Source organism: Parolsenella sp. LCP21S3_E11 (assembly GCF_052118165.1).
Taxonomy (GTDB): domain Bacteria; phylum Actinomycetota; class Coriobacteriia; order Coriobacteriales; family Atopobiaceae; genus Parolsenella.
In genome coordinates, this window is sequence record NZ_JBQKHS010000007.1 from 43,091 (window position 1) to 55,460 (window position 12,370).

Here is a 12,370-nt window from a genome sequence, read left to right on the forward strand (position 1 = left end):
AAGAAAGCTTGTGCAAGTTTTCATCATCTGTTGGAATCTTGTTGAAAGAGCATGAAAAGCCCCGCTAGGGCCGTGAAAGAAATGGATGAAAGATGGCAGATGCCTTCTATCCCTTCGTAGGAGAAGGGCCAACGGAAATAGGCGCGGGAGCAGACAAGGTGGAAAACTCCACCTCGCCCGAACTTGGCGAGGTCGTCACCAATCCCACACGAATCGCCATCTTCGATGACCCCGCGGCAGCACCGAGGGTGGTCGTTATTCAGCCGTCGGACGTGCGCTCTTATCTGGAGGAGATCACCGCGACCGTCACGCGCCTCGCCAAGGAGCAGGGCGGTAAGATCTCGTTCACGGTCATCCGCGAGGTTGTTGAGAACCTCGTCCACGCATATTTCAAGGAGCCGACTGTCTCCATCCTCGACGGCGGAAACACCATCCGCTTCTCAGACCAGGGACCCGGCATCCGCGAGAAGGACCGCGCACTCGAATACGGAACCAGCTCCGCAACGGAGGAGATGAAGAAATACATTCGAGGTGTGGGATCAGGCCTTCCTTACGCCCAGCAGTACATGGAAGACCACGGCGGCACGCTCACCATCGAAGACAACATCAACTGTGGCACCATCGTGACGATTTCGATGCCCAATGAGAGCGCGAATGAGCCCGTACCTGCGATGCAGCCGGCGAACGAGGCTTGGCAACAGCCCCAGGGCATGGCGGCAGCACCCGGGCAGAATCCCTATCAGCAAGGATGGCAGCCAGGCGCGCAGCAATATCCTCCGCAGGCAGGGGCACAGTATCCCCAGCAGATGACGGGCTATCCCCAGCAGGGCATGGGCCAGTTCCAGCCGCAAGCACAGCAGCAAGGGATGCCCCAATACCAGCAGGGCTATCCGCAACAAATGCCCCAGCCATGGGGCGCCGGGGCCTGGCCGGCGACGCAAGGCGCGCCACAGGGTTACTACCCATACGCCCAAGGAATGCCACAGGCTCCCTACCAGCAGCAAATGCCTTGGCAGCAGCAAATGCACCCGTCACCTCTCAGCGAGAGGGCGCAGCAAGTCATCGCCTATCTCGCCCAGCACGAGAGCGTGGGCGTGGTCGACCTCGTGGCGGCATACGGCGGATCAAACGCAACTTGGAGCCGCCAGCTTCAGGAGATGGAGAACCAGGGCATAGTCACCAAGAGGGGGCAGAAGCGGTTCCTCACGGATATGGGCATGACGCTCATCCAGCAGTAGAAAACCGGTAAGCCAGCGGGGATATCCGACCGTTTCCCCAAACAGCATCGAATCGCTTCGGGGCGGCGGTGGCATCAGAGTTTCACCGCCGCCCCGAATCGGTTTTCAACACTTGCTCCACCTCAGCTCAAAGCTCACATATAATGAGTTTTCAACATTTTGGGAGAAGGACGGCGGCGCGCCGTTCAGACAGTTTGGATCCACGCACAATGAGCGATCTCTCAACCCAAGAGTCAGATGCCCAGATCCTCTGGGACGACGTGACGAATATGCTCGAAGAAGAGGGGATGGCACCCGCCACCCTCGCCATGCTTCGCAGCTGCACGGCGGAGGACCTCACGGAGGACACCCTGACCATTTCGGTCAAGGGCGCGTTCGTAAAGCGCAACGTCGAGAGAAACGCACCGATCATCGAAGATGCCCTTGAAAGGGCAGCCTTCCAGCACTTCAACGTGCGCGTGACGCTGGCAGGAGGGGCGCCTTCCGGCAACCCGTCCGCTGCGCGCTCCAGCGCCGCACGGCAACAGGCACCAGCTCCTCAAGCGCCTGCGCCCCAGGTCACGCCAGCGCCCATGCCCCATATCCACCAAACCCAGACGACCATCTCGCGCGAGGAGCTCGAGCGCCTGATGAACCCCTCCGCCGAACCCGTCGCGACGCAGGAGGCGCCCGCGTCGGCGACTCCTCGGAAGAACCCCCTCGTGGGAGATATCGCACCCGAGGATTCAGAGCTCACCTTCGATACGTTTATCGAGGGTGAGGAGAACCGCATGGCTCTCCAGGCGGCAAAGGCGGTCGCCAACGGCAGCCACGCCTACAACCCGCTCTTTATCTACGGTGGCCCGGGGATGGGTAAGACTCACCTACTCAAGGCCATCCAGAACTATCTCTCCGTCAACGACCCGGAACGCGTCTGCGTGTATCGAACCGCTACAGAATTCGTAAATGACTACAGCACCGCGATGGTAGACACCACGAAGGACGTCAAGCAGGCGCTCACGGACAACTACCACGGCGTCGACGTCCTCATCATCGACGACATTCAGGGCTTCCGTTCGAAGGCGGGATCCGTCCAGTTCTTCTTTGACACCTTCAACTTCCTCACGAGCCACGGCAAGCAGATCGTGCTCGCCGCAGACAAGAGCCCCATCGAGCTCGGTCTCGAGGAACGCGTGTCCACCCGCCTCGACTCAGGCGTGACCATTTCCATCCAGGTCCCGAACTATGAGCTCAAGCTCGGCCTCCTCAGGACCTTTTATAAGAGGATGAAGGACTTCGCGCGAGAGATGGATGACGCCGCCTACGACGGCGAGCTCACCGAAGAGGACCTTGAGTTCATGGCGGAGCGCTCCGGCGCATCAATCCGCACCATAAAGAGCTTCTGTCAGGTCTGCATCCTCGAGGCCGCCAACAGGCAACGCGGAGGGTCTTCCCTCACGCGCGAGGACATCACGAAGATCGCCGAGGCGAAGTGGGGCGCCAACACACGCACCTTCACGATTGAGCAGATCCAGAAGTTCGTCGAGACCAGGTACAACGTCACCCACACGGACCTCGTGGGAGACAAGCGCAACAAGACCCTCATGGAACCACGCCACGTCGCTGTGTGGCTTGCGCGAGAGCTCACGGACTCGACCCTCGCGGACATCGGCGAGCGCTTTGGCGGCCGCACCCACGCGACGGTAAAGCACAGCCTTAAGTGGGTCGAGGAACGCCGCACGGAGGACCGCATCGTCTACGACAAGATCATGCGCCTCAAGGAGGACCTGATGGCGAGCTCTTAGCATTCGACAACGAAATGTCGAAAGGTGGTAGAGGATGGTGGAAAACCGGGGTCAAAATGTTGAAAGAATTTCAGCCGCTATTCTCTGTAGATAACTCAGGTTCTCTATCACCCGTGAATGCGCCAGCGAAATAAGTCATCTACCAGCACTGTTAAGAAGTTTTCTACGTTTCTACACGCCTTACTACCATTACTAACATGTATATCTATATATAAATAGATATAGATAGGAGAGACACATGCGTTTCACCGTCAGCCAGTCGTCCCTTGCCAAGGCGCTCTCCATCGTCTCGAAGGGAATCGCCACTCACTCGACCATTCCCGTCCTCGGAGGCATCCTCATGAAGGCCTCCGGCGGCACTCTAGAAATGCAGGCTTCCGATCTCGACACTTCGATTCGACACAAGATCGCAGCCAACGTCGAGGAGGGGGGCGAAACCGTCATCTCAGGACGTATGCTCACGAGCGTCGTGAAGAACCTGTCTGACTCGGCCGTGACCTTCGACGGCGGCGAGGGCACCATCCACCTTACGTGCGACAAGAGCTCCTTCCACCTCAATTGCCTGAACGCCGCCGACTTCCCGAGCTTCCCGGAGATCGCGATGGAGCGCTCGGTTGAGCTACCCTGCAACATCCTTTCGGAGATGGTCGACAAGGTCTATAAGGTGACCTCCCGCGACACGAGCCGCCCGATCCTTGCGGGCGTCCTGCTCAACGTCGAGGAGAACCTCGTGCGTCTCGTTGCCACGGATTCCTATCGTCTCGTTGTGTGCGACACCAATGTCGAGACCTCCTCTCTCGACGGGACCTTCGAGATGATCATCCCGGGCACCGTGTTCCACGACGTCCTGTCGCTTCCCAGCGAGTCCCCGACGATCATCATCGGCAGCACTGCGAACCAGGTCATCTTCGTGTTTGGTAACACCACCTATGTCTCCAGGCGCATCGAAGGCACCTTCCCCGACTACAAGAAGCTGATTCCGTCCACCTGCCTCACCTCCGTCAAGGTGAAGGTCGCGGATCTCGCCGGCGCCCTGCGCCGCGTCAGCTCCATCGCCACGTCGAACTCCTCCGTGAGGCTCGACGTCGACGCCGATTCCGGGCAGATGCTTCTCTCATCGACCTCGCCGGATCAGGGAGACGCTCGCGAGCAGCTTTCCGTCAACGTCGAGGGTCAATCGAACTCCATTGGCATGAACTATCGCTATGTCGGCGATTGCGTGAGCGCCCTTAATCAGGAGAGCGAAGTCACGCTCGAGCTCCAGGAGAAGATGCGTCCCGGCGTCTTCAAGAGCTACTCGAAGATCAACTACCTGTACCTGCTCATGCCCGTGCGGATGTAGCCCGTGTCTCTCGTCGTCACTCGGATCTCGTTCAGCGGATATAGGAACCTCGACGGGGTCGTGCTCGAGCCTTCGCCCGGCGTGACGGTCCTTGTGGGACCCAATGCCGTTGGAAAGACGAACACCGTCGAGGCGCTCCAATACCTCACCGCGGGGCAATCGTTCCGCCGTCCGTCTCCGGCAGAGCTCGTCGCTCCCGGAGCTCGGGAGGCGCGTGTGTCCGCGCGTCTCGAGGGCGATGGGCGAGTGGTTGACGTCGAGCTCGTTGCCGCCGAAGGCTCGCGCAAGTTCCTGAGAAATGGCAAGCCCTGTCGCAGTCAGGACCTGCCGGGAACCCTACTCTCGATTCTCTTCTGCCCCGATGACCTATCGCTCGTAAAGGGTTCGGCCTCGATGCGCAGGGGAGAGCTCGATTCGTTTGGAGCCCAGGCGAACGTCGGGTATCGCAAGGTTCTCTCGGCATATACGCGTTCCGTCGAACAGCGAAATCGCCTTCTGAAGGATGGTTGCGACCCCGTTCTTCTCGACGCGTGGGACGAGTCGGTGGCCCTGGGCGGCGCGACGCTCCTTCACCATCGCCTCAACCTCTTCACGCGCCTCTCCTCGCTCGTGGGTGAGGTGTACGCGGATGTTGCCTCCGGAGAGGTGCTCGCTTGCCGCTATGTGCCGAGCGTCGCCGGTGCCGAGGCGGGCATGGGACGCGACCAGCTTCGCGATCTCATGCTCCGGCGCATGGAGGAGAGCCGCGATGACGACCTCCGTCGAGGACAGACTCTCGTCGGCCCTCATCGCGACGATATCTCCTTCGAGATCGAGGGGCGCGACGCCCGGGCGTTCGGCAGTCAGGGACAGCAGCGTACCGTCGCCCTCGCTTGGAAGATGGCGGAGGTGAGGCTCTGCGAAGACCTTCTCGGCGAAAGGCCACTGCTTTTGCTCGATGACGTCATGAGTGAGCTTGACGAGAACCGCCGAGCTTGCGTGACGAAGTTTGTCGAGGGTGGGATTCAGACGGTCATCACGACGACCAACCTCGGCTACTTCGACGACAGCCTTCTCGAGGGGATGAAGGTGGTCCGTTATGGCGGCTAGGTACTACGGACACGAGGGCGGTCGGGCCCGCGCCGCGGCGAGGAGCGTCTATGACCCGCTCGATCCCGCCAAGCAGCACGCTGCCGCCACTGCGGCAGACGTAGTCGCCGCCTATGTCGATAAGAGGGTCGCTCGCGGCGCGTCGGACGTGAACAAGGCCCTGCACGCATGGAGGAAGGTTTGCGGTAAACGCGCTGCCAAAAATACGGTTGCCGTCTGGCTCAATAAGCCCAAAAGCGGCGTGGGCCTGCCGGAACTTGTCGTCTACCTCGATGGCAACGCGCTCATGGTTGACCTCACCACTAACGCGGAGCTTTTCGTTGACCGGCTCTCATACGAGGGCCTTGAGGTCGCCCGCGTGAGGTTCAAGCTGAGTAGGAAGGCGGGTGAGCGTGCCATAACGCAAGAGGAACCCTCCCGTGTCGAGGAGGAACTCCCGCCCCTTTCCACTATTGAAGCGGCGCGTATCGCCGATAAGGTTTCGAGGCTTGACCCTCGCCTGCGCGAAAACGCGTCTAAAGCGATGGAATACTCAATTCGACGCGCGAAGTTGGAAAGTACGCGAGAAATCAAAAGGGACCCGCAGAACCCCTGACAATCCGCCAGAGCCATATTGTGCGTAAGGGTTTTCGTCGATTTAGGTTTAGGCTGTGCCAAATAGGGAGCCTGTACTAAACTAGTAAAGATTGACTAGAAACCCTAAGGAAAGGACTGTCGGGTGTCAGAGTCTCCCAATGAACATGGCTACGACGGCGGCGAGATCAAGATTCTCGAGGGTCTTGAGGCTGTTCGCAAGCGTCCGGGCATGTATATCGGCTCGACCAGCTCGAGCGGTCTCCACCATCTCGTGTGGGAGATTGTCGACAACTCTGTCGACGAGGCCATGGCTGGATTCTGCAACGAGATTCGCGTCACGGTGCACGCCGACAACTCCATCACTGTCGTCGACAACGGCCGCGGCATCCCCGTTGACCTGCACCCCGTGAAGAAGATCCCGACTCTCGAAGTCGTCATGACGATCCTCCACGCCGGCGGCAAGTTCGATAACAGTGCGTACAAGGTCTCGGGCGGCCTCCACGGCGTGGGCATCTCCGTCGTGAACGCCCTCTCCAAGAGGGTCGTCGTTCAGGTCAAGCGCGACGGCCACATCTACGAGATGGAGTTCTCGCGCGGCAAGACCGTCGAGAAGATGAAAGTTGTTGGCGAGTCCACTACTACGGGCACCACGGTCACCTTCTGGCCGGATGACGAGATCTTCGAGACATGCGTCTATGATTTCGACACCCTCCACAACCGTCTTCAGGAGACGGCCTTCCTCAACAAGAACCTCAAGATCGTCCTGACGGACGAGCGTGAGGTGACGCCGCGCGTCGTCGAGTTCTGCTACGCCGGCGGCATCATTGACTTCGTCAAGTTCCTGAACGAGGGCAAGGACGTCCCTGAGGGCCTCAAGGATCCCATCTACCTCGCCGGCAAGACCGAGGAGGGCACGCCCGTCGAGAAGATGGGCGAGGTTGAGGTCTCCCTCCAGTGGAATACCGGCTACGGTGAGAGCGTGATGTCGTTCGCCAACGACATCTACACGCCCGAGGGCGGCATGCACCTCGAGGGCTTCCGCACCGCGCTTACTCGCGTCATCAATGACTATGCGCGCAAGCAGGGCCTTCTCAAGGAAAAGGAGCCCAACCTCACGGGCGACGACGTTCGCGAGGGCCTCTCCGCCGTCATCTCCGTCAAGCTTCCGGACCCGCAGTTCGAGGGCCAGACCAAGGCCAAGCTCGGCAGCTCCTACATGCGCTCGCTCACCAACAAGGTCGTCGCCGATGGCCTTGCGGAGTACCTCGAGGAACATCCCAAGCAGGCTCGCACCATCGTCAACAAGGCCCAGCAGGCAAGCAAGGCCCGCACTGCCGCCCGCAAGGCTCGCGAAGCAACGCGCCGCAAGAGCCTCCTCGAGAGCGCGGCTCTTCCCGGTAAGCTTGCGGACTGCTCCGTTCGCGACGCTGAGCTCACCGAGCTCTTTATCGTCGAGGGCGACTCGGCGGGCGGTTCGGCCAAGGACGGCCGTCGCCGAGACATCCAGGCGATTCTCCCCCTGCGCGGCAAGATCCTGAACGTCGAGCGCGTCGGCGATCACCGCGCCTTCTCGAGTGAAACCATCCAGTCGCTCATCACGGCCATCGGTACCGGTGTGACCACGGGCAATGGTGAGGGCGGCGATTTCGACATCACCAAGGCTCGCTACCACAAGATCATCATCATGACCGATGCAGACGTCGACGGCGCTCACATCCGTATCCTGCTGATGACCTTCTTCTACAAGTACATGCGCCCGCTCATTGACGCTGGCTACATCTATGTCGCCTGTCCGCCGATCTTCGGCGTCAAGGTGCGTAAGAAGATTCACTACGTCTATCCCAACGGCCGTCAGCCGGAGGAAGAAATTCTCCGCGACACCATCCGCTCCCTGGGCTTCAGCCCGGATGAGGACGAGGACACCAAGGACGATTCCGGCAAGCTCAAGAAAAAGAAGAAGGGCTATGACGTCCAGCGCTACAAGGGCCTGGGCGAGATGGACCCGAAGCAGCTTGCATCCACGACTATGGATCCCAAGACCCGCATCCTCCAGCGCGTGACCATCGAGGACGCTGCCGCCGCGGACCGCGCAGTCCGCGAGCTCATGGGTACCGAGGTCGAGTACCGCCGTGACTACATCGAGCGCCACGCCCATGACGCCCGTTATCTGGACGCCTAAGAGAAAGGCCAGAAGTGGCAGACGATAACAACACCAACAACGAGGCCGGGGCAGACCTGCCTGACGACCTCAAGCGCCTGCTTGATCGCGCCTCTGCCGAGGATGACGGCACTGACGTCTACGTTGAGTCTGACGACGAGGCCGAAGAGGAGGATGACGGCGAGCTCGAGGAGGAGTTTGGTGCCGCCGGCCGCGGAACCGACTCTGGCGAGCTAGATGAGCACGGCGGCGCTCTCCAGATCAGCGAGTTTGGCCATGAGATGCGCCAGTCCTTCATTGAATACTCGATGTCGGTCATTACCGCTCGTGCTCTGCCGGACGTTCGCGATGGTCTGAAGCCGGTCCACCGCCGCATCCTCTATGCGATGAACGAGAGTGGCATCTTCCCCAACCGCCCGCACAAGAAGAGTGCGTGGACGGTCGGCGAAGTTATCGGCAAGTACCACCCGCATGGTGACTCCGCCGTCTATGACACGATGGTCCGCCTGGCCCAGTGGTTCAGCATGCGCACCCCGCTCGTGGATGGCCATGGTAACTTCGGCAACATCGACGGCGACTCCGCAGCCGCTATGCGTTACACGGAGAGCCGTCTCGCCAAGCCCGCCATGGAGCTCCTCCGCGATCTCCAGAAGGACACGGTCGACTGGCAGCCCAACTATGACGAGTCGCTCTCCGAGCCCTCCGTCCTGCCTGCCCGTTTCCCGAACCTCCTGGTCAATGGTTGCAACGGCATCGCGGTTGGTATGGCGACCAACATTCCGCCGCACAACCTCGGTGAGGCCATCGAGGCCACGTGCATGCTCATCGATAACCCGGATGCGACGACCGACGAGCTCATGTCGGTCATGCCTGGCCCGGACTTCCCGACGGGCGCCAAAATCATGGGCACTAATGGCATCCGCGACGCCTATGAGACTGGTCGCGGCTCGCTGACTGTTCGCGCCAAGGCCCACGTCGAGACGACGAAGACCGGCCGCGCCCGCCTCGTCTTTACCGAGATGCCCTACCAGGTCAACAAGGGCGCGCTCCAGGAGAAGATTGCCCAGCTCGTCAACGAGAAGCGACTCGAGGGCATTTCTGATCTCCGCGACGAGTCGAACCAGAAGGGCATTCGTCTCGTCATCGAGCTCAAGAAGGATGTCATCCCGCAGGTCGTCCTCAACAACCTGTATAAGTTCACCCAGCTCCAGACCACCTTCGGCGTGATCAACCTGGCGCTCGTGAATGGCGTGCCCAAGCTCCTGACGCTTCGCCAGATGCTGCAGCACTATATCGACCACCAGGTCGACGTGGTGACCCGTCGCACCCGCTTCGACCTCAAGAAGGCGAAGGCTCGTGCCCACATCCTCGAGGGTTATCTCATGGCTCTCGACCACATCGACGAAGTCATTCACATCATCCGTTCGTCTCAGACCGACACCGAGGCTTCCCAGCGCCTTATCGAGCGCTTTGGCTTCTCTCCTGAGCAGACCCAGGCCATTCTCGAGATGCGCCTCCGTCGCCTCACGGGCCTCTCTCGCGATCAGATCCAGGAGGAGCTCGACGGCCTTCGCAAGGCGATCGCCTACTACGAGGACCTGCTTGCCAACCCGGAGAAGATCCTCGCCGTCATCAAGGACGAGATGCGCGAGATCGAGCGCAAGTTCGCCGACAAGCGCCGTACCGAGATTTCCGTTCAGGGCACCAAGGAGCTCAACGTCGAGGATCTCATTGCCGACGAGGACATGGTCATCACCGTGACGCACGCCGGCTACGTGAAGCGCACCCCGGTTGCCACCTACCGTGCCCAGAAGCGCGGCGGCAAGGGCGTCCAGGGAGTGAGCCTCAAGGACGAGGACTTCGTCGAGGACCTCTTCGTCGCGAGCACGCATGACTATGTGCTGTTCTTCTCGAACAAGGGTAAGGTCTATCGTCTCAAGGTCCACGAGCTGCCGATTGGCCAGCGCACGGCCCGCGGCACCGCGATCGTCAACCTCGTGCCGTTCAGCGAGGGCGAGCACGCCACGGCCGTCATTACCTGCCGCACCTTCCCCGAGGACGAATACCTGATGTTCGCAACGGCGAATGGCACGGTGAAGAAGACCGCCATGAGCGCGTATGACCGCACACGCCACGACGGCATCATCGCCATCAACCTGCGTGACGGTGACGAGCTCGTGAACGTTCGTCGCGTGCGCGAGGGTGACAAGGTCATTCTCGTCTCGACCGACGGCAAGGCCATCATGTTCCCGGAGAGCGATGTCCGTCCGATGGGCCGCGATACCTCCGGCGTCCGCGGCATCACCCTCAAGGGTGATGCGAAGATGCTCGGCATGGAGATCACCAACGGCAATGGTGACCTCTTCGTCATCACTGAGAAGGGTTACGGTAAGCGCACACCCGTTGCTGAGTATCCCGAGCACAAGCGTGGCGGCCAGGGTGTCTACACGATCACTATGACTGACAAGAAGGGCAATCTTGCGGCCTGCCGTGTCGTTGGTCCGCAGCACGAGCTCATGATTGTCTCCACGGATGGTGTCGTTATCCGCGTGAAGGTGAAGGACATCTCGAAGCTCGGACGCTCGACGCAGGGCGTGAAGGTTATGAGCGTGGGCGATAACGACTCCGTTTGCGCACTCGCTCGCATGAGGGCCGCCAAGGACGAGCCCGACCAGAATGCGAGCGGCGAGGAATCCTCCGCCTCTAACGAGGATGATAAGGTCGATATCGGTGACGAGGAGATGGACGAGAGCCTGATCGACGAGTAGGCACATCGCCTTAACTAACCTGACGGGCGCCGGCCTCGCGGGTGCACGCAAACATCTCAACGCGCGGTGCGCGTTTCGAAAATGTTTGCTTAGCACCCACGGGGCCGGCGCCCTGTTGTTGACGTTGGGGCGATGTGCCGCCGTCCAGGACTGGGGCGTCCTGGCTGCTTTGGGGGCCTGGACGTTGGTTAGGGTTCGCGGGGAGACTCGAAGTCAGAGGGGGAGATGGACTCGACGAAGGCGTGGAACTCCTCGGCCTCGCGACGCTTCTCGTCGCTTGCGATGGCTTCGAAGTTTGGGAGGCCTGCGCGGGAGAGGACGTCCTCGCTTGCGAGGATGGGCTTGTCACAACGCAGTGCCAAGGCAATGGCATCCGAGGGACGAGCGTCAACGTGGTGGGTGGTGCCGTCGCCTGCGATTACGTCAACCGTGGCGAAGAAGGTTGTGCCCTCAACGCGGGTGATGCTGGAGGAGGAAACCTCGCCGCCCAGGACGATGATAACGCTCGAGAGGAGATCGTGCGTATCCGGACGGCGGTGGGTCTCGCTGTCTGCTGCGCGAGCGATCTGCGCGGCGTCAACCATGCCAACGCTGAGGGGAAGAACATCCATTGACGCTGAGCCGATGATATCCTCTGCGTTGAGGTTGTGGTCGATGGCCACCTTGGGGTCTGCCCCCGTATCCGCAGCGGGAGAAAGCACGATTGCGGAGGGGAGGGGCGGATTGCCCACGATGACGTTCGTTATAACCATGCGAACCATATGTTCCACTCCCTCCGAGTGAATGGGAAATCCCGCCTGAAGTAGTAGTTAATCCTACCCAATAGGATGGACAGAAAAAACTCTCAAAGATTTTTAAATTTCTGTTGACCTATGGCATTGGGTTGGCTTATTATAGCCAAGCGCGATGTGAAAGACGCACCGCATGTGGGCCCGTAGCTCAGTTGGTCAGAGCGTCCGGCTGATAACCGGGAGGTCACAAGTTCGAACCTTGTCGGGCCCACCACCTTTTTGCAAATAAACGCCCCAGCGTGAGCCGAGTCGCCGCTGGGGCGTTTATTACTAAAAGGGGACGTAGCTCAGTTGGGAGAGCGCGGGCTTTGCAAGCCTGAGGTCGTGGGTTCGATCCCCATCGTCTCCACCAGTCTGTTTCGCCGGAGTACTTCTCCGGCGTTTTTTTATGCTGACATCCCCTGCCCGACGCCCGCATTCTCAAGGCATCTCTGAGTGCCCGCGAAGCGTGAAAAGGCGTAACCGCTATCGTTTCTCCGGACTCTGTCGCCCGCTTCAAAAGCGTTGATAATTGGCTCTTCGGTGGTTTCTGTGGGAGAGATTCCGGCATAGGCCCAGCTCAGCGGGCGAAAACAACGATCTGGAACTGAAACGGCCCCGGGAGGGGCCGTTTCCGCGTCATCC

At 60.4% G+C, this 12,370-nt stretch carries 8 protein-coding genes and 2 tRNA genes; 9 read left to right on the forward strand and 1 reads right to left on the reverse strand.

The window, feature by feature from the left end:
• Positions 1 to 92: 92 nt before the first annotated feature.
• From ACTQ1Z_RS07245 to gyrA, 7 genes are all read left to right on the forward strand, one after another.
• The gene (locus ACTQ1Z_RS07245; protein ID WP_441859888.1) at positions 93 to 1,238 is read left to right on the forward strand and encodes an ATP-binding protein; all 1,146 of its coding nucleotides are present in this window, start codon (positions 93 to 95) and stop codon (positions 1,236 to 1,238) included.
• Between the two features lie 209 nt (positions 1,239 to 1,447).
• Positions 1,448 to 3,022, forward strand: coding sequence for a chromosomal replication initiator protein DnaA (locus ACTQ1Z_RS07250; RefSeq protein WP_320678524.1), 1,575 nt, complete (start codon positions 1,448 to 1,450; stop codon positions 3,020 to 3,022).
• A gap of 238 nt (positions 3,023 to 3,260) precedes the next feature.
• Positions 3,261 to 4,364: a DNA polymerase III subunit beta gene (dnaN, locus tag ACTQ1Z_RS07255; protein WP_320678526.1), complete on the forward strand. Its 1,104-nt coding sequence runs from the start codon at positions 3,261 to 3,263 to the stop codon at positions 4,362 to 4,364.
• A 3-nt stretch (positions 4,365 to 4,367) separates the two neighbouring features.
• Entirely contained in the window at positions 4,368 to 5,453 is a 1,086-nt protein-coding gene (recF, locus tag ACTQ1Z_RS07260; protein WP_441859891.1) for a DNA replication/repair protein RecF, read from the forward strand.
• Positions 5,443 to 6,048: a hypothetical protein gene (locus tag ACTQ1Z_RS07265; protein WP_441859893.1), complete on the forward strand. Its 606-nt coding sequence runs from the start codon at positions 5,443 to 5,445 to the stop codon at positions 6,046 to 6,048. Before recF ends, ACTQ1Z_RS07265 begins: the two co-directional genes overlap by 11 nt.
• Before the next feature lie 123 nt (positions 6,049 to 6,171).
• The gene (gene gyrB / locus ACTQ1Z_RS07270; protein WP_320678531.1) at positions 6,172 to 8,208 is read left to right on the forward strand and encodes a DNA topoisomerase (ATP-hydrolyzing) subunit B; all 2,037 of its coding nucleotides are present in this window, start codon (positions 6,172 to 6,174) and stop codon (positions 8,206 to 8,208) included.
• Between the two features lie 14 nt (positions 8,209 to 8,222).
• A complete protein-coding gene (gyrA, locus tag ACTQ1Z_RS07275) occupies positions 8,223 to 10,955 on the forward strand; it encodes a DNA gyrase subunit A (protein WP_441859895.1) in 2,733 nt (910 codons plus the stop codon).
• Positions 10,956 to 11,143: 188 nt separating this feature from the next.
• Here gyrA and ACTQ1Z_RS07280 read toward each other — a convergent pair whose 3' ends face one another.
• Entirely contained in the window at positions 11,144 to 11,716 is a 573-nt protein-coding gene (locus ACTQ1Z_RS07280) for a bifunctional nuclease family protein (RefSeq protein WP_441859897.1), read from the reverse strand.
• A gap of 167 nt (positions 11,717 to 11,883) precedes the next feature.
• On the opposite strand from ACTQ1Z_RS07280, the gene ACTQ1Z_RS07285 reads away from it, so the two are divergent.
• Both ACTQ1Z_RS07285 and ACTQ1Z_RS07290 read left to right on the forward strand, forming a co-directional pair.
• Positions 11,884 to 11,960 (forward strand) — tRNA-Ile (locus tag ACTQ1Z_RS07285).
• Between the two features lie 62 nt (positions 11,961 to 12,022).
• Positions 12,023 to 12,098, forward strand: a tRNA-Ala gene (locus ACTQ1Z_RS07290).
• Positions 12,099 to 12,370 lie beyond the last annotated feature (272 nt).

What these genes read in the sequence shown, in the direction of transcription:
- ACTQ1Z_RS07245 (WP_441859888.1), top strand. Translation starts at nt 93, where the DNA reads ATGGCAGATGCCTTCTATCCCTTCGTAGGAGAAGGGCCAACGGAAATA.
- dnaN (WP_320678526.1), top strand. Translation starts at nt 3,261, where the DNA reads ATGCGTTTCACCGTCAGCCAGTCGTCCCTTGCCAAGGCGCTCTCCATC.
- ACTQ1Z_RS07265 (WP_441859893.1), top strand. Translation starts at nt 5,443, where the DNA reads ATGGCGGCTAGGTACTACGGACACGAGGGCGGTCGGGCCCGCGCCGCG.
- ACTQ1Z_RS07250 (WP_320678524.1), top strand. Translation starts at nt 1,448, where the DNA reads ATGAGCGATCTCTCAACCCAAGAGTCAGATGCCCAGATCCTCTGGGAC.
- ACTQ1Z_RS07280 (WP_441859897.1), bottom strand. Translation starts at nt 11,716, where the DNA reads ATGGTTCGCATGGTTATAACGAACGTCATCGTGGGCAATCCGCCCCTC.